This window comes from Porticoccus litoralis (assembly GCF_030676955.1).
Lineage (GTDB): Bacteria > Pseudomonadota > Gammaproteobacteria > Pseudomonadales > Porticoccaceae > Porticoccus > Porticoccus litoralis.
In genome coordinates, this window is sequence record NZ_JAUUUU010000002.1 from 84,105 (window position 1) to 105,908 (window position 21,804).

24 protein-coding genes are annotated in these 21,804 nt (G+C 56.2%); 13 read left to right on the top strand and 11 right to left on the bottom strand.

The genetic code is table 11. The annotated features are described in order from the left end of the window. Positions 1-12: 12 nt before the first annotated feature. Positions 13-501 (bottom strand): L,D-transpeptidase family protein, encoded by a 489-nt coding sequence (locus tag Q8A57_RS04680; RefSeq protein ID WP_305169825.1) that lies wholly within the window; start codon positions 499-501, stop codon positions 13-15. Between the two features lie 214 nt (positions 502-715). Between Q8A57_RS04680 and Q8A57_RS04685 the strand changes: the two genes are divergently transcribed. After that, on the top strand, positions 716-982 hold the full coding sequence (locus Q8A57_RS04685; protein WP_439651647.1) for a tyrosine-type recombinase/integrase: 267 nt from the start codon (positions 716-718) through the stop codon (positions 980-982). A gap of 31 nt (positions 983-1,013) precedes the next feature. Here the strand turns inward: Q8A57_RS04685 and Q8A57_RS04690 are convergent, their stop codons facing one another. Genes Q8A57_RS04690 through gatC form a run of 4 tightly spaced genes read right to left on the bottom strand, consistent with a single transcriptional unit; the run spans position 1,014 to position 4,542 of the window. Beyond that, positions 1,014-1,310 (bottom strand): PA4642 family protein, encoded by a 297-nt coding sequence (locus Q8A57_RS04690; protein WP_305169826.1) that lies wholly within the window; start codon positions 1,308-1,310, stop codon positions 1,014-1,016. Between the two features lie 29 nt (positions 1,311-1,339). Beyond that, the gene (gene gatB, locus Q8A57_RS04695) at positions 1,340-2,785 is read right to left on the bottom strand and encodes an Asp-tRNA(Asn)/Glu-tRNA(Gln) amidotransferase subunit GatB (protein ID WP_305169828.1); all 1,446 of its coding nucleotides are present in this window, start codon (positions 2,783-2,785) and stop codon (positions 1,340-1,342) included. Next, positions 2,785-4,239 (bottom strand): Asp-tRNA(Asn)/Glu-tRNA(Gln) amidotransferase subunit GatA, encoded by a 1,455-nt coding sequence (gene gatA, locus Q8A57_RS04700; RefSeq protein WP_305169829.1) that lies wholly within the window; start codon positions 4,237-4,239, stop codon positions 2,785-2,787. Before gatA ends, gatB begins: the two co-directional genes overlap by 1 nt. Before the next feature lie 15 nt (positions 4,240-4,254). Then, entirely contained in the window at positions 4,255-4,542 is a 288-nt protein-coding gene (gatC, locus tag Q8A57_RS04705) for an Asp-tRNA(Asn)/Glu-tRNA(Gln) amidotransferase subunit GatC (protein WP_305169830.1), read from the bottom strand. A gap of 245 nt (positions 4,543-4,787) precedes the next feature. Here gatC and Q8A57_RS04710 point away from each other — a divergent pair, with 245 nt between their 5' ends. The 9 genes from Q8A57_RS04710 to Q8A57_RS04750 all read left to right on the top strand — a co-directional run bounded on the left by Q8A57_RS04710 (position 4,788) and on the right by Q8A57_RS04750 (position 15,105). Then, a complete protein-coding gene (locus tag Q8A57_RS04710; RefSeq protein WP_305169831.1) occupies positions 4,788-5,828 on the top strand; it encodes a rod shape-determining protein in 1,041 nt (346 codons plus the stop codon). 65 nt (positions 5,829-5,893) lie between these two features. Then, complete coding sequence (gene mreC, locus Q8A57_RS04715; protein WP_305170151.1) at positions 5,894-6,739, top strand: rod shape-determining protein MreC; 846 nt, start codon at positions 5,894-5,896, stop codon at positions 6,737-6,739. Next, positions 6,720-7,235: a rod shape-determining protein MreD gene (mreD, locus tag Q8A57_RS04720; protein WP_305169832.1), complete on the top strand. Its 516-nt coding sequence runs from the start codon at positions 6,720-6,722 to the stop codon at positions 7,233-7,235. Before mreC ends, mreD begins: the two co-directional genes overlap by 20 nt. A 25-nt stretch (positions 7,236-7,260) precedes the next feature. Next, positions 7,261-7,863, top strand: a complete 603-nt coding sequence (locus Q8A57_RS04725; protein WP_305169833.1) for a Maf family protein — start codon at positions 7,261-7,263, stop codon at positions 7,861-7,863. After that, positions 7,860-9,323, top strand: a complete 1,464-nt coding sequence (rng, locus tag Q8A57_RS04730; protein ID WP_305169834.1) for a ribonuclease G — start codon at positions 7,860-7,862, stop codon at positions 9,321-9,323. The genes Q8A57_RS04725 and rng overlap by 4 nt, the downstream gene beginning before the upstream one ends. A 172-nt stretch (positions 9,324-9,495) precedes the next feature. Then, on the top strand, positions 9,496-13,347 hold the full coding sequence (locus Q8A57_RS04735) for a YhdP family protein (RefSeq protein ID WP_305169835.1): 3,852 nt from the start codon (positions 9,496-9,498) through the stop codon (positions 13,345-13,347). Between the two features lies 1 nt (position 13,348). Then, entirely contained in the window at positions 13,349-14,191 is an 843-nt protein-coding gene (locus Q8A57_RS04740) for a carbon-nitrogen hydrolase family protein (protein ID WP_305169836.1), read from the top strand. A 16-nt stretch (positions 14,192-14,207) separates the two neighbouring features. Beyond that, positions 14,208-14,714 carry a peptide-methionine (R)-S-oxide reductase MsrB gene (msrB, locus tag Q8A57_RS04745; RefSeq protein WP_305169837.1) on the top strand — a complete coding sequence of 169 codons (507 nt, stop codon included), beginning with the start codon at positions 14,208-14,210 and terminating at the stop codon, positions 14,712-14,714. Between the two features lie 124 nt (positions 14,715-14,838). Next, positions 14,839-15,105, top strand: a complete 267-nt coding sequence (locus tag Q8A57_RS04750) for a hypothetical protein (protein WP_305169838.1) — start codon at positions 14,839-14,841, stop codon at positions 15,103-15,105. 15 nt (positions 15,106-15,120) lie between these two features. Here Q8A57_RS04750 and rlmH read toward each other — a convergent pair whose 3' ends face one another. The 4 genes from rlmH to Q8A57_RS04770 are packed head-to-tail and all read right to left on the bottom strand — an operon-like array spanning position 15,121 to position 17,888. Beyond that, positions 15,121-15,588: a 23S rRNA (pseudouridine(1915)-N(3))-methyltransferase RlmH gene (gene rlmH / locus Q8A57_RS04755; protein WP_305169840.1), complete on the bottom strand. Its 468-nt coding sequence runs from the start codon at positions 15,586-15,588 to the stop codon at positions 15,121-15,123. 7 nt (positions 15,589-15,595) lie between these two features. After that, the gene (gene rsfS / locus Q8A57_RS04760; RefSeq protein WP_305169841.1) at positions 15,596-15,949 is read right to left on the bottom strand and encodes a ribosome silencing factor; all 354 of its coding nucleotides are present in this window, start codon (positions 15,947-15,949) and stop codon (positions 15,596-15,598) included. Positions 15,950-15,956: 7 nt separating this feature from the next. Next, positions 15,957-16,622 carry a nicotinate-nucleotide adenylyltransferase gene (gene nadD, locus Q8A57_RS04765; protein WP_305169842.1) on the bottom strand — a complete coding sequence of 222 codons (666 nt, stop codon included), beginning with the start codon at positions 16,620-16,622 and terminating at the stop codon, positions 15,957-15,959. A 12-nt stretch (positions 16,623-16,634) separates the two neighbouring features. Then, on the bottom strand, positions 16,635-17,888 hold the full coding sequence (locus Q8A57_RS04770) for a glutamate-5-semialdehyde dehydrogenase (RefSeq protein WP_305170152.1): 1,254 nt from the start codon (positions 17,886-17,888) through the stop codon (positions 16,635-16,637). Positions 17,889-18,047: 159 nt separating this feature from the next. Here Q8A57_RS04770 and Q8A57_RS04775 point away from each other — a divergent pair, with 159 nt between their 5' ends. Further along, positions 18,048-18,887, top strand: coding sequence for an NAD-dependent protein deacetylase (locus Q8A57_RS04775; RefSeq protein WP_305169843.1), 840 nt, complete (start codon positions 18,048-18,050; stop codon positions 18,885-18,887). A 1-nt stretch (position 18,888) separates the two neighbouring features. On the opposite strand, the gene Q8A57_RS04780 is transcribed toward Q8A57_RS04775, so the two are convergent. Further along, positions 18,889-19,482, bottom strand: coding sequence for an LON peptidase substrate-binding domain-containing protein (locus Q8A57_RS04780; RefSeq protein ID WP_305169844.1), 594 nt, complete (start codon positions 19,480-19,482; stop codon positions 18,889-18,891). 48 nt (positions 19,483-19,530) lie between these two features. Continuing rightward, positions 19,531-20,043 (bottom strand): DUF4124 domain-containing protein, encoded by a 513-nt coding sequence (locus Q8A57_RS04785; protein ID WP_305169845.1) that lies wholly within the window; start codon positions 20,041-20,043, stop codon positions 19,531-19,533. Positions 20,044-20,182: 139 nt separating this feature from the next. On the opposite strand from Q8A57_RS04785, the gene Q8A57_RS04790 reads away from it, so the two are divergent. Both Q8A57_RS04790 and Q8A57_RS04795 read left to right on the top strand, forming a co-directional pair. Further along, positions 20,183-20,722 carry a phosphatase PAP2 family protein gene (locus Q8A57_RS04790; RefSeq protein ID WP_305169846.1) on the top strand — a complete coding sequence of 180 codons (540 nt, stop codon included), beginning with the start codon at positions 20,183-20,185 and terminating at the stop codon, positions 20,720-20,722. Positions 20,723-20,733: 11 nt separating this feature from the next. Next, on the top strand, positions 20,734-21,804 hold the full coding sequence (locus Q8A57_RS04795) for an MJ1255/VC2487 family glycosyltransferase (protein WP_305169847.1): 1,071 nt from the start codon (positions 20,734-20,736) through the stop codon (positions 21,802-21,804).

Below are 21,804 nucleotides of genomic sequence, written 5' to 3' on the forward strand. Positions count from 1 at the left end.
TCCAGGTGGCCATCAGGGTACAATAACAATCGGAATCCCTGGCTTAATAGCCGACCAGATTTGGTCCATGTCTTCATTGGTCACACCAATGCAGCCATCCGTCCAATTGAATATCTGCATCTGGTCGGGGGGTAACGGTGTATTGCTGGGCATGCCGTGAATCATGATCGACCCTCCTGGGCTCGCACCATTCTCCAGGGCCCGTTTTATATCCTGTTCATTAGGATAGGAAATATGGATGGCCTTGTAAAAATCACTCTTTTCCGTCTTGAAATCCAGAATATAACGCCCCTCTGGCGTACGCTCATCACCCGCATGCTGTTTGTGGCCACGCGGCCTTGGCCCTAAAGCGATGGGATAGGCTTGGTACTTAACTCCGTCCCGAAGCAGATAAAGCATCCTCTCTGATTTGTCTACCAGCACGCTGTCAGCGACAAGCCGCTCGCCAGCCACTGCAAGCTGACAAACCAGTATGCCGATAACTAAAAAAACTTTATACATAGAGGTTTAGCTCGCTTCGGGTTACCAATATGTAGGGGAAGTTGACCATAACAAGAGCTTAATTCAAAAAAGGGTGGGGCTAACTGTTTTTTCTCATACAGGGGAATCACGAGAGTGATGGTTAAAGAGAAGAAAAAGGTCGTTGTGGAACGGTATTTATCGTGACGGCTAGAGAGGCGGAAAAGCTTGGGTCCTTGCTATTTATAAATAACTTCTGGCGGGGGGGCTTGAGCGGCACCATTTCGATGAATCTTCGGTGAACCATTTTATTCGAAATGCCGCGAGACAATCCGGGATCAGAAAAGAGATAACCAGCCATACGTTACGCCATTCCTTCGCGACGCCCTTGCTACAGTCTGGTGCTGATATTCGAACGGTGCAGGAGCAGTTGGGGCATACCGATGTGAAAACCACTGAAATCTATATCCATGTTCTGAAACAGGGTGCACATGGAGTAAAAAGCCCCCTCAGTTTCCTGTAGGGGGCTTCGGCAAAGATGAGGGTGGGGGGCTTTACTGCGCGCCGTTAGACTTGAGTGCTGCGACGTAGTCTTCCGCATGGCGGTGCTGGCTGGCGATGGCGAGTAGAGTCTTGCCGTCGGAGTTGGTGGCATTGATGTCGTGGCCCGCTTCCAGGAAGAATTTCACGAAGGTCTCAAAATTTTCTGCCTTCATGCCGCGATAGGCTTTTTCCAGCAGGTGGAAATCGGGGTTAACGCCTTCGGGAGCTTCAAAATCCAGGAAGGTTTTAATGCGCTCGTCGTCGAATACTTCACCGAGAACTTTTTGTTTATCTTTTTTCAGTGCCATAAATAATTACTGCAAATAGGTGTTGAGGATTAAAGAAGTTCGTTGAGTTTCTTCAGCAGGACTTCATTCACCTGCTGAGGGTTCGCCTGGCCCTTCGACGCTTTCATGATCTGTCCAACAAAGTAACCGAGCATTTTCGGACGCTTGGCTTCATCAGCGGTGCGGTAGTTTTCAACCTGTTGCGGGCTGTTGGCAATGACGTCGTCCACCATGGCTTCGATGGCGCCGCTGTCGGAAACCTGTTTCAGGCCGCGGGCTTCAATAATGCTGTCGGCGTCGCCTTCGCCATCCCACATGGCATCAAACACTTCCTTGGCCATTTTACTGGAGATGGTGCCGTCTTTCAGGCGGGCAATCATACCTGCGAGCTGTTCGGCGCTGACAGGGCTGTCCTGAATGGACATATCATCGGCATTAAGGCGTGCGGACAGTTCGCCCATGATCCAGTTGGCCGCCAGTTTGGCATCGCTGTCGGCGGCGGTTTCGAAGTAACGCGCCACGTTGGCATCACCGCTAATAATATTGGCGTCGTAGTGAGATAGCCCGTATTGCTCCATAAAGCGGTCGCGGCGGGCGTCCGGCAGTTCCGGCAGGGTCTGGCGAATCTGCTCTATGTAGTCGTCGTCGAATACGATGGGCAACAGATCCGGGCAGGGGAAGTAGCGGTAATCGTTGGCTTCTTCCTTGCTGCGCATGGAGCGGGCTTTTTTGGTGTCGCCGTTGTAGAGGCGGGTTTCCTGAATCACCTTGCCGCCGTCCTCAATGAGGTCGATCTGCCGTTCCACTTCCAGGGCAATGGCATCTTCCATGAATTTAAAGGAATTGAGGTTTTTGGTCTCGGTGCGGGTACCAAAAGTATCGCTGCCAGCAGGTCGTACGGAGATGTTGACATCAAAGCGCATGGAACCCTGGGACATATTGCCGTCGCAGATGCCCAGCGAAGTGACAATGCTGTGCAGCTTGCGGGCAAACGCCACAGCTTCCTCGGCGCTGCGCAAATCCGGTTCGGAAACAATTTCGATCAGCGGCGTACCGGCGCGGTTGAGATCGATGCCGGACATGCCATGAAAATCTTCGTGTAATGACTTGCCCGCATCCTCTTCCAGGTGCGCGTGGTGAATGCGGATAGATTTTTTACTACCGTCTGCCAGTTCTATCTCCACGTGGCCGCGGCCGACGATGGGTTTTTCCAGCTGGGTAGTCTGGTAGGCCTTGGGCAGGTCCGGGTAGAAATAGTTTTTGCGTTCGAACATCGAGGTGTGGGAGATGTCCGCGTCGATGGCCAGGCCGAACATGATGGCATCGCGAAACGCCTGTTCGTTGGGCACCGGCAGTGTGCCGGGCATGGCGAGGTCAATGGCGCAGGCCTGGGTGTTGGGTTCCGCACCAAAAGCGGTACTGGCCCCGGAAAAAATTTTCGACTTGGTGGCCAGCTGCACGTGCACTTCAAGGCCGATAACGGTTTCCCATTGCATTATTCAAGGCCCTCCGGTGTGCGCTGGTGCCAGTCGGTTGCCTGCTGGAACTGATGTGCCACATTCAGCATCAGGCCTTCATCAAAGTAGTCGCCAATAATCTGCAGGCCCACCGGCTTGTTATCCACCAAGCCGCAAGGCACGGACATGCCGGGCAGGCCCGCCAGGTTAGTGGCGATGGTGTAAATATCTTCGAGGTACATGGCCACCGGATCGTTGCCTTTAGCGCCAAAGGCAAATGCCGGGGATGGCGAGGTGGGGCCCATGATCACATCCACTTCTTTGAAGGCGTCGACAAAGTCCTGCTTGATCAGGCGGCGCACCTGCTGTGCCTTGCGGTAGTAGGCGTCGTAGTATCCAGCGGACAGGCAGTATGCGCCCACCAGAATGCGGCGTTTTACTTCGTCGCCAAAACCCTCGCCACGGGTGCGCATGTACAGGTCACGCAGATCTTTCGGGTCTTCGCAGCGGTAACCGTAACGTACGCCGTCGAAGCGCGACAGGTTGGCAGAGGCTTCCGCCGGTGCAATCACGTAGTAAGCAGGTACGGCGAGGTGAGAGTGGGGCAGGCTGATTTCCAGCAGTTGCGCGCCAAGTTTTTCGTATTCTGCCAGGGCGTCGCGCACGGCCTGTTCGGTGCCGCTGTCGAGCCCCTCACTAAAGTATTCTTTGGGTACGCCGATCTTCAAACCCTGTAAGGAGTTCTGGAGCTCGGCGGTGTAATCCGGTACCGGGCGATCTATGGAGGTGGAATCCCTGGGGTCAAAACTGGCCATGGTGTTAAGCATCAGGGCGCAGTCTTCGGCAGTGCGTGCCATGGGGCCGCCTTGATCAAGGCTGGAGGCAAAGGCAATCATGCCCCAGCGCGATACCCGCCCGTAGGTGGGCTTCAGGCCGGTAATGCCGCACAGGGCGGCGGGTTGGCGAATGGATCCACCAGTGTCAGTGGCCGTGGCCGCTGGCGTCAGTCGTGCCGCCACCGCGGCTGCAGAGCCGCCTGAGGAGCCGCCGGGTACGCAGTTGGTATCCCAGGGGTTTTTTACCGGCCCGTAGTAGCTGGTTTCGTTGGAGGAGCCCATGGCGAACTCGTCCATATTGGTTTTGCCCAGCACGATCGCACCGGCGCGGGAAAAGTTGTCTACCACGGTGGCATCGTATGGCGGCACAAAGTTGTCGAGCATTTTCGAGCCGCAACTGGTGCGCACACCGTTGGTACAGAAGATGTCCTTGTGGGCAATGGGTACACCGCACAGGACGGTGCTATTGCCCGAAGCCCGCAGCTGGTCTGCCGCGGCGGCTTTGGCCAGGGCTGCATCTTCGGTGACGGTCACAAAGCTATTGTACTGACCGTCCATTGCCTTGATACGGCCAAGAAAATGTTGTGTGACTTCCACGCTGGAAAAGTCACCGTTGTTCAGGCCGGCAATGATGTCGGCAAGAGTTTTGTTATGCATGATGGACCGGCTGCCTCACTCGATCACTTTAGGGACCAGGTACAGGCCCTCTTCGGTTGCGGGCGCGATGGCCTGGAAAGCCTCCCGCTGGTTGGTTTCTGTGACCTCGTCGGGCCGCAGGCGCTGCACGGCATCTGTGGGGTGAGCCATGGGCTCCACACCGTCGGTGTCGGCAGCCTGTAACTGGTCCACCAGGGCAAGCACGTCGGCAATACTGCGGGTGGTCTCGGTGATAGTCGCTTCATTCAGTTCAATGCGCGCCAGTTCTGCGAGCTTTTCGATGTCTGCACGTTCGATAGTCATGGTATAGTTTCTGCGCTGTTGACAGAGACGGCCAGTACCGGTTTTCCGGCCTGACGAAATGAGGGGGCGTAAGTTACCACATCCGTTTCGGCAGGGGTACTGTGAAACGGCATTTTGATACTGATTTTTCTACGGGATCAAGGACTTAAACCTTGCCCTCAAGTGCTCCGATTGATAGAGTCGCGAGTTTTCGGAACCACCGGCCCGCACGCGAAGCAGTGCTGTGCCAACAAGGGAAAAGATAGATGCTGAAAAGACTGCGCGGTGTTTTCTCCAACGACCTGTCCATCGATTTGGGCACCGCCAATACTCTGATTTATGTGCGCGATAAGGGCATTGTTCTCAACGAGCCATCAGTGGTAGCGATTCGTCACCATCATGGTCAGAAAGTGGTGGAAGCCGTTGGGGTGGAAGCCAAGCGCATGCTGGGCCGGACGCCTGGCAACATTACAGCGATTCGCCCCATGAAAGACGGTGTGATCGCCGATTTCCAGGTTACAGAAAAAATGCTGCAGCACTTTATCAAGAAAGTGCATTCCCACAGCCTGATTCCCCCCAGCCCCCGGGTGCTGATCTGTGTGCCCTGTATGGCGACAGAAGTGGAAAAACGCGCCATCCGCGAATCCGCCTATAGTGCCGGTGCCCGCGAGGTGTTTCTGATCGAGGAGCCAATGGCTGCGGCAATTGGTGCCGGGATGCCAGTGGATGAAGCCTGCGGTTCCATGGTGGTGGATATTGGTGGCGGTACTACCGAAATTGCCATTCTGTCATTAAACGGCGTGGTATTTTCCGATTCCGTTCGCATCGGCGGCGACCGTTTTGATGAATCCATCAGCAACTACGTGCGCCGCAAGTATGGCAGTGTGATTGGCGATACCACCGCCGAGCGCATCAAGATGGAAATTGGCAGTGCCTACCCGGCCAGTGAGGTTCGCGAGATCGACGTGCGTGGCCGCAATCTTGCCGAAGGTGTGCCGAAAAGCTTTACGCTCAACAGTGATGAAATTCTGGAAGCGTTGCAGGAACCACTGGCGGCCATCGTTCAGGCGGTCAAGCGGGTGCTGGAACAGTCACCGCCAGAATTGGCATCGGATATTGCCGAGACCGGTGTGGTGCTGACAGGTGGTGGCGCACTGCTGCGCGACCTGGATCGCTTACTGACCCATGAAACCGGCCTGCCGGTGATTGTGGCCGAAGATCCGCTGACCTGTGTTGCCCGTGGCGGCGGTAAGGCGCTGGAAATCATGGACAAACGCCGTATGGATGTCATGTCGTCCTCACACTGACCGGCCTGTCTGTGTTCCGGCCCCGGGAACATCTCCAATAATGAAGGGGTGTCACTATTAAAAACCTGTTTTCCAAGGGTGCTTCCTCGGGGCGTAGGGTGCTGTTTCTGGTAGCCGCGTCCTTGCTGCTGCTGGCAATCGACAGTTTTACGCCCTGGCTTAAGCCTGCCCGCAAGTGGGTGGCCGAGGCCACAGTGCCCCTCTACTGGATCACCAATATTCCCGCCCGCCTGAGTGAGTTCGGCGATGAGTCAGTGGTCAGTCGCCAGCAGCTCGAAGAGGAAAACGAACAGCTGCGTACCGAGCTGCTCATCCTCAAGGGTCGCATGCAGCGCACCACGGAAGTGGTGGCCGAGAACGTGCGCCTGCGCAATTTGCTCAATGCCACTGAAATGCTCAAAGACCAGGTGCTGGTGGCGGAGTTGATCGGTGTGTCGCCGGACCCGACCCGGCACACCATCCTTATCAACCGTGGTGAGGAAAACGGTGTGTATGTTGGTCAGGCACTGCTTGATGCCGATGGCCTGATGGGGCAGGTGGTGGAAGTACACCGCAGCAGCAGCAAGGTGCTTCTGGTGACAGATACGGCCCACGCGCTGCCGGTACAGACATTGCGCAACGGCGCTCGTTCCATCGCCGAAGGCAGTGGCGATTACAACCAATTATCTCTGCGCTATGTGCCTCCGACCATGGATATTGTGGTGGGCGACCGGTTAGTCAGTTCCGGGCTGGGTGGGCGCTTTCCTGTGGGATACCCGGTGGGTGTGGTCACGGAAGTGCAGACCGTTGTCGGCGAGCCCTACCTATCCGTCAAGCTTAAGCCCTCTGCGCGCATTGATCGCAGCCGTCATTTATTACTGTTGTTTTCCGAAGTGGAAACCTTGGGAGACGGTGAAATTGGAAGAGACTGATCCGTCTATCTATTTCTGGAGCGCACTCAGTCTTGTGCTGGCATTGATGCTGCAAATTCTGCCATTGTCTGTAGCGATGGCACATTGGCGCCCCCAGTTCGTGTTCCTGGTGGCGATCTACTGGCTGTTCAGGGTACCGTCCTTCCACGGTATTGCCTTCGCATGGATGTGCGGTCTGATGTTGGACCTGGTGATGGGTGAACTGATTGGCCGGCATGCCATGTCTTTTGCTCTCTGCGCCTATCTGCTTCGATTGTTGCAGCAGCGCTTTCAGTACATGACTATTTTTCATCAATTGTTTCTGGTGTTTCCGCTGGTGTTGCTGCATCAACTGCTGGTACACAGCACTACGTTAATGCTGAGACCCACCTGGCAGGGTGAGCTGGTGGTGGCACCTGCGGTTTCTTCGTTGCTTATCTGGCCCTTGCTGGCCTGGGTGTTAGCCAAATTTGGTACATCGGAAGCTTACGAAGATGAAGAAATTTCCTCATCCTGAACCGGGTGTCGGGAGAGAATTTGCCATGGTAAGCACAGGGTCCAGCGCTGAGTTTGTTCTGGCTTCGGCTTCCCCCCGGCGCCGGGAGCTGCTGCAGCAGATTGGTTGCCTCTTTCAGGTCGCACCGGTGAATCTCGATGAAACACCCATGCTCGGAGAGTTACCGGAGCACTACGTGGTGAGAATGGCGCTGGAAAAAGCCAGGGCTGGCTGGAATGCCAGTCGGGAGCAGGGCAAACCGGTATTGGCTGCCGATACCACGGTGGTATGTGAGGGAGAAATCTTTGGTAAACCGGCTAACCGGGATGAGGCCTTGGTTATGCTGAGACGGCTGTCCGGCAGAAGTCACCAGGTGCTGTCAGCTGTAGCACTATGCGATGCGTCCCGCTGTGAATCCCGCCTGTCGGAAACGGAGGTGCGATTCAGGGTAATCGACGAAGCGGAATGCCAGCGTTACTGGAATACCGGCGAGCCCGCCGACAAAGCCGGGGGCTATGGCATTCAGGGTTATGGCGCGGTCTTTATTACGTCGATTCAGGGCAGTTATTCGGGGGTTGTGGGACTGCCGCTGGCTGAGACCTGTGACCTGTTGTCGGCGTTTGGTTTGTCCTGGTGGGAGTCGGCATGAGTTCGGAAATTCTCATTAATATCACGCCCATGGAAACCCGGGTGGCGCTGGTGGAAAACGGCGTGCTTCAGGACGTGATGGTGGAGCGCACCTCCAGCCGTGGCATTGTTGGTAATATCTACAAGGGAAAAGTGGTGCGCGTGCTGCCGGGCATGCAAGCGGCTTTCGTGGATATTGGTCTGGAAAAAGCCGGCTTTATTCACGTGGATGATATTCACAAACCGTCAGCCACTGGAGACAACGGGGCTTCATGGGACATCGTGCAGTGCCTTCGCGAAGGTCAGTCGGTGGTGGCCCAGGTCATCAAGGACCCCATCAGTACCAAGGGCGCGCGGCTTTCCACCCGTCTCACAGTCTCTTCCCGGTACCTCGTCTATATGCCGGAAGTCGACCACCTCGGTATTTCCCAGCGCATTGAGGATGAAGCCGAGCGTGAACGCTTGATCAACGGCATGGAGCAAGCGTTGGCGGGTATGGAAACCAGGGGTGGCTACATTATCCGTACGGCTGCCGAAGGGGTCGATGTGGAGGAACTGGGCAAGGATATTCAGTACCTGCATCGCCTTTGGTCCCATGTGCACGACAAAGCCGGGCAGGTACAGGCGCCAGCTACTGTCTATGAAGATCTACCCCTTTACCTGCGTTCCATGCGTGACATGCCCCAGCCATTATTGGAAAAAGTACGGGTGGATTCAGGTGAAGCCTATGCCAAGCTGTGCGACTTCGCCGCGCAGTTCAACCCCGACATGGTGGGGCTGATTGAATGCTACTCGGCGGACCGACCACTGTTTTACCTCTACGGGGTGGAAGATGAAATCAGCCGTGCCCTGGAGAAAAAGGTGCCGCTGAAATCCGGGGGATATCTGGTCATCGATCAGACCGAGGCGATGACCACCATCGACATCAATACCGGTGCATTCGTTGGTAAGCGCAACCTGGAAGAGACGATATTCAAGACCAACCTGGAGGCTACAGCGACCATTGCCCGGCAGCTGAGGCTGCGCAATCTGGGTGGCATTATCATCATCGACTTTATTGATATGCAGGACCCGGAACACCGGCGCCAGGTACTGCGGGCACTGGAAAAAGCCCTGTCCCGGGATCGCGCCAAAACGGCAGTTGTCAGTGTGTCCGAGTTGGGGCTGGTGGAAATGACCCGCAAGCGAACCAGTGAGAGCTTGGGCCAGTTACTGTGCGAGGCCTGCCCGGTGTGCGATGGCAAGGGTAGCCTGAAATCGGCGGAAACCGTCTGTTATGAAATTCTCCGGGAGCTACTGCGAGAAGCACGGACCTTTGAATGCGAGGGTTTTCTGGTGCTGGCCGCGCCGGTGGTGATTGATCGCCTGCTGGATGAGGACTCAGCCTATGTGGCGGACCTGGAAGGCTTCGTGGGCCGAACTATTCAGTTCCGTGTGGAGTCTATGTATAGCCGCGACCAATACGACATTATTCCGATATAGAACCACGGTTCGAAGCAGATTTTTTGAGGCCATATGCCTGTTATTTTATTTTTATGCTGCTCGAGTATCATGGGTGCCATGGTAACTATCTACCACCTGAAAGGTGTGCTTCCAAGGACCCGGCAGACAGCATGACACTGACCCATATTAAAGCCATTTCCCGGAGCTGGTTTTGAACGGCAGCCGGGTTCTGAAATTCCTGACCAGACGTTTGTTGATGTTGGCTGCCCTGTCAGTCATTGGCATAGCTGTGCTCGTGTCACTGGGGCGCGAAACTATTGGCAGCCTCGATAATTATCGTACCGAAATCAACTACTTCGCCTCGGAAAAGCTGGGTCTGCAGGTGGAAAGCCAGCAGTTGCTGGGTGAGTGGCGGCGCCTGAAACCCAGGGTGACGGCACTGGATCTGTCAATACGTACCCCGGGGGCACCGGAACCGGCCATTCAGCTGGAGCGCATTACCCTGGAAGTGGACCTGCTGCGCAGTGTGCTGGCAAGGCAGCTAGTGTGGCGGGAACTGTGGGTGGGTGGCGTGCAGTTGTCACTGCAGGAGGATGCCACTGGAGGCTGGTCCATCAGCCATCTCACCCTGCCGGAAAAACAATCGGAGAAAGATCCCAGTACGCTCCTGAATATGCTGTTTGATAGTGACTTGCTGGGAGTGGACAAGATTATCGCCCACCTGAATTTTTATTCCGGCACGCACGCAAGCCTTGAAGGCCGCGATATTCTGCTGGAAAACAGCGGCGACTTTCACCGGTTAATGGCTGGCTTGAGCCTCACCGGTCACGAGCAGGCAGCGAGCCTGATTGTGGAGGCGGAGGGCAATCCGGCCAAGTTGGATAAACTCAAGGCGGCTGGTTACCTGAGTATCAATCGCGTGGACCTCAGCGGTTCGTTTAGCGCCCTGGCCAAAAGCTGGTTCCCCGACCTGGTGGAGCGGGTTGGAGATATTGAAACTGATATCGAAGGCGATATCTGGATTGATCTGACGAAGGGTGGCAAGGCGGAGCTGGTGGGACGCCTGTCCGCCGCAGAAATTCCCCTTAACTGGCTGGAAGATGTGCCGCCAGTGACTCAGTTCAAAACGGATATCACGGGCTGGTTTGATCCGGGCGAGAGCTGGGGTTTGCGCCTGCAGGGACTGGATTTTGACTGGGGCGATGTGGCGATTGAGCCCTTAACGGTCAACTATGAACAGAAAGTTGGCGCGCTCTGGGGGCAGGGCTCCATGGCGCTGAGCCAGATTAACCTGTCACTGGTCGACGACCTGATGGTTCAAACCGGACTCGCCTCACCAAAACAGGAACAGATGCTGCTGGATTTGCAGCCTTCTGGCATCTTGCGGGCAGTGCATCTCGATCTCGATCTCGACGGCGAACATCCAGAGGTGAGCGTGAAGGCCAACCTGGATAATGTCGCTATCCAGTCCTGGCGCGGTGCGCCGGGGGCGCGCCAGCTGAATGGTTATGTTGAAACGGATAATGCCAACGGGTTTCTGGAGCTGGACAGTCCCGAAGGATTGGCACTGTATTACCCCAAAACCTTTGACGATTACATGGAGCACAGCAGCTTCAAGGGGCAATTGCGCTGGCTCTGGGATGGGGAAAACCATCGGCTGAAAATTGCCAGTGGCAGGATCGACATGGGTGGCGAAGAAGGTGAAGGCAACGCCCATCTCTACCTGGATATTCCCATAGCCCGACCTGAACTGAAGCCGGAAATGTACCTGATGGTGGGGGTGCGAGATACCCATAGCCGCTACCGTCAGCGCTACCTGCCTGCCACTCTCAACCAGGGACTGTTGGACTGGCTCGATGGTGCGCTGGGTGAGATGGCCGTTCCGGAAGTGGGGTTTGTCTGGCGCGGCCCCCTGATCGGTGGCGAAAAAGGGATGCGATCCATCCAGCTCTACCTGCGGGTAGCCGATGGCACGTTGCAGTTTCAACCGGACTGGCCGCCCCTGGAGCATCTCAGTAGCGCCATGACATTGGATAACGGTGAACTCAATGTAGATATTGTCGGTGGCACCCTTGGCAACACCCGCGTCAAACGCGGGGAAGTGCTGTTGCGCTCAACACCGGGAGACACCGGGCAACAGCTTTTTGTCAGGGCGAATATCGATGCCGATGCCGGGGAAGCCGTGGCCGTGTTGGCAAAGTCGCCCCTGCGCTCCCGGGTGGCGGGTGTGGTCAACTGGGATATTTCCGGTCCCTCAAGAATTGATCTGGATCTGCGTATTCCACTATCACGGGATGGTACGGAAGGTGACTACGCAGTCGATGCCGATTTGAGCGACGCCTATCTGGGGTTGCCGGATACCGATATCCGCTTTTCCCAGCTACGGGGCAGGTTGAGCTACCGCGACGGGAAAGGGTTGTATGCCAACGGGTTGCAAGGGCAGTTCTGGGGTGAGCCGTTGGTGGCAGATATCGCCACAGGCAAGGATAACCTGCTAGTGAGCGGTCGTGGGCAGCTGGACATGCAAGCGCTGAGTGAGTTTATCAAGCTGGATTCCAAGCGCATTCTACAGGGTAAAACGGATGTGGAGGCTCGGCTCAATGTGCCTTTGATAGACGCTGGCGCGCCCATCGGCTTACAGGTCAACAGCCAGTTACAAGGCGCAACCATTGACTTGCCTGCACCCTTTGCCAAGGTCGCTTCAGCTTCCAGGGATATCAAGGTGGATGTAGCCATCAGTGATCTTCAGGATATCCAGATTACAGCGGAAGGTGGTGTCAGCGCTCATCTGCAATTGCGTGGTAGTGCGTTGCGACGAAGTCTGCTAGCTGTTTACAGTGAGGATGCGGAACTGCCGGGAGAGGGGCAATTCCGCATTACTGGTGAAATGGAGCATTTCTCCCTGACAGAGTGGATGCCCTACTTTGCTGAACTGGTGGGCGAAAAAACTAACCCGGAACAGTCGCTTAAGACATTGTTCGACGGGCGCATTGCCAGTCTGGAAGTGGCTGGCCTTGAAGTCACGGGGGCAGTCGCCAGTGGACGCTATGTGGACGGTGACTGGCAGGTGGTGTTGGCCAGCAATGAAACGGCAGGTCAGGCTTTGGTACCCACAGACACCGCTCGACCGATCAGGCTGGATCTCGAAAAACTGGTATTGCCTTCGCCCCCCGAAGGAGAGGCTGAAGCACAGGATTTGGATCCCTCCAGCTTCCCGTTAATGGAAGCCTCCATTCAGGACTTTTCCGTAGGTGATTCCCGCCTAGGTTATGCGAAATTTCGATCTGAACCGACTCCTCACGGCGTGCTGTTTTCGGGGATTGATGCCAACCTGAAAGGGCTGCGTCTGGGCGGTGACGAGGTCGAGACCACGTTGTTGTGGGAGCGTCAGGCGGGCGTTCACTATAGTCAGTTCAGCGGTATGCTGCAGGCTGGGGATGTGGGGGAGGTTATGGAGGCCTGGGGCACGCCCGCGGCGTTGGAAAGTAAAGATGCCCTCTTTTTTGCCGACTTGGGCTGGAGCGGCAAACCCTGGGAAATCAAGCCCTCTCAGCTCAATGGCGCTATGTCCCTGCAGGTTGAAAAAGGGCGCTTCTACAAATCGCCCGCCGGTGCTGCCAATGCCCTGCTCAGGCTGATCAGCCTGTTTAATTTTGATAACTGGTTGCGCCGCCTGAGCCTGGATTTTTCCGACCTGTTTGAAAAAGGTATGAGCTTTGATGAGATGAAGGGTGGTCTGGTATTCGACGCCGGCAACATGAGTTTTGACCCACCGCTGGTGGTAAAAATGCCCTCCGGCCGTTTCAAGATGAACGGCACCGCCAATCTTATCCGCGAGGACATAGATGCCAATCTGGTGACCACTTTGCCGGTGGGCACCAACCTGCCCTGGGTGGCAGCGCTGGTGGGTGGTTTGCCCGCTGCTGCCGGGGTCTATATCACCGGTAAGATTTTTGAGAAGCAGGTCGATAAATTGTCGAGCATCAGCTATCACATCACCGGGCCCTGGGATGATCCAGAGGTGGATGTGGAAAAAATCTTCAGTGACGGTGGAGGCAAATAATATGAGCCGTATCGCCGCAGTGCAGATGACCAGTGGCGGCAGCCTGGACAGCAACCTGCAGCAGGCGGCGGCATTAATTGCGCAGGCAGTGGAGCAGGGTTCAGAGCTGCTGGTCCTTCCCGAGTATTTTGCCTACCACGGTTGCCGCGACATAGCGGAGATTGCCAGGAACGAGCGCGATGCCTCCGGCCCGGCAAGGCAATTTCTGGCACGCATGGCCCGGCAGCACAGCGTGTGGCTGGTGGGCGGCACGATTCCGGTGGCTGTTGATCCGGAAACGGGTGGGGACAATCGTGCAGCAGCCAGCTGTTTTGTGGTCAATCCGCAGGGCGAGGAAGTGGCCTGCTACCAGAAGATCCACCTGTTTGATGTCGATGTGGATGATGCCAGGGGTAGTTACCGGGAATCGGATGATTACTGTCACGGCAGTGAAGCGGTGGTGGTTGATACGCCGCTTGGCAAGCTGGGATTGACGGTTTGTTACGACCTGCGCTTTCCTGAACTGTATCGCCATCTCGCGGGCGCGGGTGCCGAGATTCTTTTAGTGCCATCGGCCTTTACCACGGCCACCGGTGAATCGCACTGGGAGCTATTACTGCGGGCACGGGCGGTGGAAAACCTCTGCTATGTGGTGGGGGCGAATATGGGTGACCGTTTTCACGAGAAACGCCCCACCTGGGGAGGTTCAGCGATTATTGATCCCTGGGGTGTGGTGTTGTCCGATATGGCGGAGGGCCCGGGTGTGGTCAGTGCGGATATTAACCTCAATTATTTGCGTAAGCTCAGACAAAAAATGCCGGTGCATGAACACCGCCGCTTCAGTGTGGTCAAAACTTCAGATTAACCCGTAGAGCGTTATTATGAAGAATCTGATTTTTGCCCTGTTTGCCATGCTGTCCCTCTTCGCCTTACCCTCCCAGGCCGCCGATATGACGGTTGCGCAGGCAAAACAGCTGATTGAGACTGGTCGTGATCTCGACACCATCCCCAAAGCCATCTGGAAACAACTGTTGACCCCGGAGCAATACAACATTCTCTGGCGCCAGGGTACCGAGCGGGCCTTCACCGGTGAGCTGCTTAACAACAAGCGCAAGGGTACCTATGTGACGGCTGGCTGCCGTATCCCTGTATTTCGCTCTGAACACAAATTCAAATCTGGCACCGGTTGGCCCAGTTTCTGGGAAGTGTCCGACAAGGACAATATTCTGCTGGAGGATGACTGGTCATGGCTGGGTAAGCGAACCGAAGTGCTTTCCGCCTGTGGTGAGCATCTTGGCCATGTCTTCAATGATGGCCCGGCACCCACCGGTCTGCGTTATTGCATTAATTCCGATGCACTGATTTTTGTGCCCGATGAAGAGGAATGATTGGCGCAGCAAAGTTTGCTGTATTTGCCGTGACTGAGAGTCCATTAATGTCTTTTACGATAACCCGTACAGCCCCGGTCGAGGTCCGCTTTCTGATGGTTCATCGAACACTTGAGGCATGGTTGTGAGCCGATCAGTGTGGCTGGAAAACCTGTTGAAAATAGCGGTCATTCTGATGGTCCCGCTGATTGCCTGTGCGGGTTACTACGCTATGGCTGGTGGTGCGGATATCGCCGCTGGTGTTTCCCGCATAGGGGGGATGGCGCTCGGCATAGTCAGTCTGATCGGGCTGATCAACGCCTGGCGTACCAGTCGGCGTCTGGATAAAGCAGTGGCTTTCTGGGCGGTAGCGGCACTGTTTGCCACGTTGTTGTTATGGGCTTCGTTATAGGTCGAGAAACCGCTGCTAGCGATGGTAGGGATGCCCGGCGTTGATACTCCAGGCGCGGTACAGTTGTTCGGCGAGCACAATGCGCACCAGCGGGTGTGGCAGGGTCAGGGCGGACAGTGACCAGCGTATGTTTGCCCGGGCCAGGCATTCCGGTGCGAGGCCGTCGGGGCCACCAATCAACAGGCTGAAGTTGTCGCCGGATAGCTGCCATTGCTGCAACCGATCCGCAAGATCCTCTGTTCCCCAGGGCTTGCCCTTCACATCCAACGCAATGACCTGGTCGTGATCGCCAATGGCCTTGAGCATGGCTTCGCCTTCGCGGGTGATGGCGCGTTGGATGTCAGCGCCCTTGCCACGCTGACCCATGGGCAGCTCGACGAATTCGACGTTTAGTTCAGGTGGCAGTCGCTTGAGGTACTCCCTGCAGCCGGTGTAAACCCAGTCGGGCATTTTGGTGCCCACGGCAAGCACTCTCAGCCGCATGGAGTAATTATTCCTCGTGGCCGCTGGCCTTGAGGTCGGCCGGGCGGACAGACCAGAGTTTTTCCAGGTCGTAAAACTGGCGGGTGGTGGGCAGCATCACATGCACGACCAGGTCGCCATAATCCACAAGCACCCATTCGGCGGTGTCCATTCCCTCTACACCAATGGGTCGGAAGCCGGCCTTTTTGCCTTCTTCCACCACGTTGTCGGCCAGTGCCTTGACCTGGCGGTTGGAAGTGCCGCTGGCGACGACAATATGGTCCATGACATCCGTGAGTTCGCTCACATCCAGGGTGACAATATCCTTACCTTTCACGCCTTCCAGCGCGTCTATCACGATGTCGATCAGTTCATTACTCATTCAATACCTATGTGTTGTACAGCTGGTTCTGGTTAATGTACTCAATCACGCTGTCCGGTACCAGATAACGGATGGATTCACCTCGTGCCCGCGCCTGGCGGATGCCGGTGGCGGAAATGGGCAACAGGGTCATTTCAACGATCAATAATTTGCCGGCGGGGCTGTTTTTCCACGATGTGTGATCCTGCACCCGGTGCTCATGCACAAAATCCACCAATTTTCCGGATGTTGGCAGATGCCAGCCCGGGCGGGCGGCCACCACAAGGTGGGTCAGCCCCATAAATTCTTCCCAGCGATGCCAGGTGTTGAGTTCACCCAGGGCATCCATGCCGATACACAGGCACAGGGGGGTGTCGGGTCCTACCTCTGAACGGATTTCCAGCAGGGTGTCCAGTGTGAAGGAAGGTCCCTCGCGGCGCAGCTCCCGGTCGTCGGCCACCATGCCCGGTTCATCACCCAGGCCCCTCTTCAGCATGGTTAGGCGATGGTCCGCCGAGGTTTGTGGCTGAGCCCGGTGTGGGGGGCGGGCACTGGGAATCATCCGCATTTCGGCCAGTCCCAGCGTGTACTTTAATTCCAAAGCCGTACGCAGATGACCGATGTGTACCGGGTCAAAGGTTCCGCCAAAGATACCGATGCCAGTATCCTGAAATTCTGGTGATAGATCGTTCAAGAATTTCTCTCGCTACTGGCGAATTTCACCGTGGCCATAAACGACCCACTTCTGTGAGGTGAGACCTTCGAGCCCGACAGGGCCGCGGGCATGAATTTTGTCGGTGGAGATGCCAATTTCGGCACCCAGCCCATACTCAAAACCATCGGCAAACCGGGTTGAGGCGTTGATCATCACCGAACTGGAATCCACTTCTGTGATAAAACGGCTGCTGCGGGCTTCGTCATTGGTCACAATGGCTTCCGTGTGATGGGAACCATAATTGGCAATATGGTCCATCGCCTCGTCCATGTTCGCCACCACCTTAATGGAAAGAATAGGTGCCAGATATTCCGTGCTCCAGTCCTCTTCGCTTGCCGGTAGGCAGTCGATGATGGCCCGGGTTTTCTCACAGCCGCGCAACTCTACGCCTTTGGCTCGATAGGCATCTGCCAGCCGGGGCAGAATGTCGGGGGCAACGGCCTCGGCAACCAGCAGGGTTTCCATGGCATTACACACACCGTAGCGATGGGTTTTGGCGTTCAATGCAATATTGAAGGCCATATCCAGGTTGGCCTTGTCGTCGATATAGACGTGGCAGATGCCGTCTAGGTGTTTAATCACGGGTACGCGCGCCTCGCGGCTAATGCGCTCGATGAGGCTCTTGCCGCCGCGGGGTACGATGACATCGACATACTCAGTCATGGTAATCAATTCGCCGACAGCGGCGCGGTCGGTAGTCTCGATCACCTGTACCGCAGCTTCCGGCAGGCCGGTTTCCGCCAGGCCGAGGGAAATGCACTCGGCAATGGCGCGATTGGAGTGAATAGCCTCGCTGCCGCCGCGAAGGATGGTGGCATTACCAGATTTCAGGCACAGACTGGCGGCGTCCACGGTGACGTTGGGACGGGATTCGTAAATGATACCCACCACGCCTAGGGGGACGCGCATCTTGGCAAGCTCAATGCCGCTGGGGCGTACCTGACGGTCGCTGATGACACCCGTTGGGTCGGGTAACTCCGCTACCTGTTTCAGCCCCTCAATCATGGCATTGATACGGGCCTCGTTCAGCTCCAGGCGGTCCAGCAGTGCGGCATCCAGGCCATTGGCGCGACCGTTTTCCATATCGCTGGCATTGGCGGCCAGTAAATCATTGCGATGACTGTCGATGGCGCGGGCAATGGCCAGCAGTGCGGCATTTTTGGTATCGCTGTTGGCTGTGGCAATCAGCCGGGCAGCGGCCCTGGCCTGTTTGCCAAGCTCAGTCATGTAAGACGTGATATCCATGCTTTCTGTACAGGTAGTGATTTCAGGACCGCGCATTATATCGCCGCAATATCGATAAGTCCTGATTATTTATAGACAATTTTTCATCGTGCCGAAGCCGGTTGAGTGCCGTTGTGTGGCCATTGCCGCTCCGGCCCCCCAGGTGCACAATCTCCCATCATGGATAATGATCAAGCACATCGGCAATTGATGGAATTTGTTCTTGCTCACCCGCGCCTGCTGGTGCTGACCGGGGCGGGGATCAGTGCCTCAGCGGGGGTGCCCACTTACCGCGATAGCAATGGTCAGTGGCAGCGCAAACCTCCTGTACAACATGCGGATTTTCTAGCCGACCTCCTGACCCGGCAGCGCTTCTGGGCCCGCAACATGGTTGGCTGGCGTTTTATGCGCGATGCCCGACCCAGTGTATCCCACTATGCCCTGGCAGAGCTGGAGAGCCTCGGTTATGTGCAGGCGCTGGTGACACAGAATGTGGACGGATTGCACCAGCGTGCGGGAAGTCGCGAGGTGATTGATCTGCATGGTCGCATTGACCGGGTCAGCTGCCAGACGTGTGGTGAGGAGACCCACCGGGAAGATATTCAGCAATGGCTGGAGCAACACAATCCGGGTTTTGCAGAACAGGCAGGGAGCATTGGTCCGGATGGCGATGCCAATGTGGACGATCTGGATTTTAGCCGTCTGCAGGTGCGTGATTGTGAGCGGTGCGGCGGGATTCTGAAACCCAATGCGGTGTTTTTCGGGGGCAGTGTGCCTTCTGAGGTGGTGGCCAGGGCCGCTTCAGCGATGCAGCAGTCCGATGCCCTGCTGGTGGTGGGTTCCTCGCTGATGATCTACTCCGGTTTTCGTTTCTGCCGTTGGGCTGAAGATCAGCAAAAGCCGATAGTGGCGATCAACCAGGGAACCACTCGAGCAGATGACATGCTGTCACTGAAGGTGGACATGCCCTGTGACGCAGTGCTGCCGCCATTGGTGGCGGCGTTGAAAGGCGGGAGCTAAATCAGCTCATTTGGCTCTGAATGACGGTATCCAGCCAGTCGCGGATACGTTCCAGGCGCAACAGAGGGTCGTCGACCTCCAGCAGGCTCATGGGCAGCACTGGCTCCACCGGCAGTAGTTGTGCCAGCTGCCAACCCAGGGCGTTGCTGTCCTCCGGTGGTTGCCATTGGGCATCTGCCGGATAAAACTCTTTTGCCAGATCGGTGAGCAATTCCTGCAGGTCTTCACTGTCTTCTTCCAGCGGCACGCTGACTTCCTCGGGGCAGAAACTGACTTTCCCCACCACCAGACCATCATTTTCGATACTGCTGCTGAGCAGCTGAAAGCGTCGATCGCCCTCAATGGCAATACCCAGCAAACCATTGTTCAGCTGGTTCCAGTCGATGATGCTGGCGGTGACGCCCCAGGGGTGCACCTGAGGTGTGGCACCAACTTCGCCACCTTCCAGAATAGGCACCACGCCGAAGGTGCCTTCTGTCTTCAGGCACTGGGTGATCATGCGCAGGTAGCGCTGCTCAAAAATCTGCAGGTTGAGGCGCGTACCGGGAAATAGCGGTTGTAACAGGGGAAACAGTGGAATCTGGGTGGTGGTCATGGTCTGTCCGGCAAGGGGGTTACAGCACCCCGTGAAGCACAGATTGTCTCACCGACGGGTGCCGGGTGTCAGTAATTTTGAGCGGGGGATCAGAATGGCATCATTGTTCAGGTAGCGGCCACTTTCCATCTCCTGGGGATATTGGGGGCGCCTGGGGTGCTGCGGGTGCCGGTAGGGGTAGCGGTCTGTATATGGGTAGTAGCTTCTGTAGGGATAATAGTCGTGGTAATACTCTTCCCGGTAAATTTGAGGGGGTGTGGCCGCCCGCTGTCTTGCGCGCAGTTGCTCTTCCTCTTCCCGGCGCAACTGTTCACGGTCTTCCCGGTCACCTTTCAGGCGCTCGGTGGTCTCCGCCATCTGGTCGATACGGGCCTGGGATTGCTCCTCGGGGCTGTTATTGGAGGCATCTGTCTGCAGTGACAGGGTTTCCAGCAATAGGGTGTTTTCCATCGGGGTATCGCTGTAGACGATATTCCCATTGGCGTCGATGGCTTTGTAAATGGTCTGTCCCTGTGTAGCGGTGGCCACCATTATCAGCAGTGTTAGCCCTATTTTTTTCATTGCCCGTCCCGGCGACTTCTACGCCTGCTTCTCATTGGGTTTGACACTCTTGCCACCATAAAGTTGTACGACGAAAAAGTCACAGAATGGTCATATTTTGTACACAGGGCTGTCACAGGGCAGCGCTACTGTGCCAATTATGACAACGATAAAAGCATTGCAAACCCTACATTCCCTGGATGTTGCCACCTTCACTCGCATCGTTCAGTGGAATACCCGCCGTAGTCTGTGTCGCATGGCCAGGCTGGTATCCACCAGCGCCGATGGCTGGTTCTATCTGTTGATTCCCCTGCTTCTGGGACTGTTGTGGCCGGAGATTATATGGCCGCTGACAGCGACATTGGTGACGGGGTTGGCGATTGAGCGACTCAGCTACTACTTGTTGAAAAACAGCTTCAAGCGCAACCGTCCGCCCAATGTGATTCCCGGTTTTCAGAGCGTAATTACCGCATCGGATGAATTCAGCTTTCCCTCAGGTCACACCTCTGCAGCCTTCCTGGTTGCCACGGTGTTGGTGCTGTTATTGCCGCTGAACGTTGCCGGTTACCTCTATGTCTGGGCCTCTCTGGTGGCATTGTCCCGTGTGGTTCTGGGGGTTCATTTTCCCCTGGATACCGTAGCCGGAGCCCTGCTTGGTAGCAGTATTGGCTGGTGGGCAGTACAACTCATAACCCTATAAGAGAATCCGATTTGAAAATTTTTTATGGAGTTCAGGGGACGGGCAATGGCCATCTGTCCCGTGCCCGTGCCATGGCCGGTGCACTTTCACAATATCCCGATATCGAAATCGAATGGTTGTTTTCCGGACGGCCCCGGGAGCATTATTTTGACATGGAGCTCTTCGGTGACTTCCATTGCCGCTCCGGTCTCACGTTTCACTCTGAAGCCGGACGGGTGCAACCACTGAAAACCCTCCGCAATGTCGATTTGTTGGGCTTGCGCCGGGATATCCGAGCTCTGGATCTCAGCGGTTACGATCTGGTGATCAGCGATTATGAACCCATCACCGCCAGGGCCGCACGTCGCCAGCAACTGCCCTGTGTGGGTATTGGCCATCAGTATGCCTTCTGTCACGATGTTCCCGAGCGCGGTGGCAACCCGTTCACACGTGCCATTTTGCAGCAGTTTGCCCCAGTGACCACTGCGGTGGGCCTGCACTGGCACCACTTTGACAAGCCGATTTTGCCGCCTATTGTCGATATCGACCACGGTGACTTAGCAGGTGGTTGTGAGCAAAACAAAGTACTTGTATATCTGCCGTTTGAAGACCAGGCGCCGTTGCTGGCGTTGTTCAGGCAGTTCCCCGACTTTCAATTCCATATCTATGCCTCTGTCCACGAGTGGCGGGACGACGACAATCTGCATACCCGCCCCCTGAGCCGCGATGGATTCCGGCGCGATCTGGCAGACAGCGATTGGGTCGTCTGCAATGCCGGTTTTGAACTGATCAGTGAGGCTCTGCAGCTGGGAAAACGCATTATGGCTAAACCCCTGAGTGGACAGATGGAGCAGCTGTCCAACGCCGCTGCCCTGGAACAGCTGGGATACGCGTCCATTGAGGAGCGCATCGACCGGCGTGCCCTGGAGTTCTGGTTTGACTGCGAACCGAACGCGGCGCGACCCTGTTACCCGAATGTGGCGGAGGCTTTGGCGCGCTGGATCAGCGAAGGCTGTGCCGAACCCGTCGAAATGTTGTGTCATCAGCTCTGGTCCGAGTCCGATATCGCGCCGCCACAACTGCAACGACAGCAGGTGGCCTGA

Excerpts from the sequence above, each read along its gene's own strand:
- Q8A57_RS04680 (WP_305169825.1), bottom strand. The coding sequence starts at position 501 with ATGTATAAAGTTTTTTTAGTTATCGGCATACTGGTTTGTCAGCTTGCA.
- Q8A57_RS04690 (WP_305169826.1), bottom strand. The coding sequence starts at position 1,310 with ATGGCACTGAAAAAAGATAAACAAAAAGTTCTCGGTGAAGTATTCGAC.
- gatB (WP_305169828.1), bottom strand. The coding sequence starts at position 2,785 with ATGCAATGGGAAACCGTTATCGGCCTTGAAGTGCACGTGCAGCTGGCC.
- gatA (WP_305169829.1), bottom strand. The coding sequence starts at position 4,239 with ATGCATAACAAAACTCTTGCCGACATCATTGCCGGCCTGAACAACGGT.
- gatC (WP_305169830.1), bottom strand. The coding sequence starts at position 4,542 with ATGACTATCGAACGTGCAGACATCGAAAAGCTCGCAGAACTGGCGCGC.
- Q8A57_RS04710 (WP_305169831.1), top strand. The coding sequence starts at position 4,788 with ATGCTGAAAAGACTGCGCGGTGTTTTCTCCAACGACCTGTCCATCGAT.
- Q8A57_RS04725 (WP_305169833.1), top strand. The coding sequence starts at position 7,261 with ATGGTAAGCACAGGGTCCAGCGCTGAGTTTGTTCTGGCTTCGGCTTCC.
- rng (WP_305169834.1), top strand. The coding sequence starts at position 7,860 with ATGAGTTCGGAAATTCTCATTAATATCACGCCCATGGAAACCCGGGTG.
- Q8A57_RS04740 (WP_305169836.1), top strand. The coding sequence starts at position 13,349 with ATGAGCCGTATCGCCGCAGTGCAGATGACCAGTGGCGGCAGCCTGGAC.
- msrB (WP_305169837.1), top strand. The coding sequence starts at position 14,208 with ATGAAGAATCTGATTTTTGCCCTGTTTGCCATGCTGTCCCTCTTCGCC.
- rlmH (WP_305169840.1), bottom strand. The coding sequence starts at position 15,588 with ATGCGGCTGAGAGTGCTTGCCGTGGGCACCAAAATGCCCGACTGGGTT.
- rsfS (WP_305169841.1), bottom strand. The coding sequence starts at position 15,949 with ATGAGTAATGAACTGATCGACATCGTGATAGACGCGCTGGAAGGCGTG.
- Q8A57_RS04770 (WP_305170152.1), bottom strand. The coding sequence starts at position 17,888 with ATGGATATCACGTCTTACATGACTGAGCTTGGCAAACAGGCCAGGGCC.
- Q8A57_RS04775 (WP_305169843.1), top strand. The coding sequence starts at position 18,048 with ATGGATAATGATCAAGCACATCGGCAATTGATGGAATTTGTTCTTGCT.
- Q8A57_RS04780 (WP_305169844.1), bottom strand. The coding sequence starts at position 19,482 with ATGACCACCACCCAGATTCCACTGTTTCCCCTGTTACAACCGCTATTT.
- Q8A57_RS04785 (WP_305169845.1), bottom strand. The coding sequence starts at position 20,043 with ATGAAAAAAATAGGGCTAACACTGCTGATAATGGTGGCCACCGCTACA.
- Q8A57_RS04790 (WP_305169846.1), top strand. The coding sequence starts at position 20,183 with ATGACAACGATAAAAGCATTGCAAACCCTACATTCCCTGGATGTTGCC.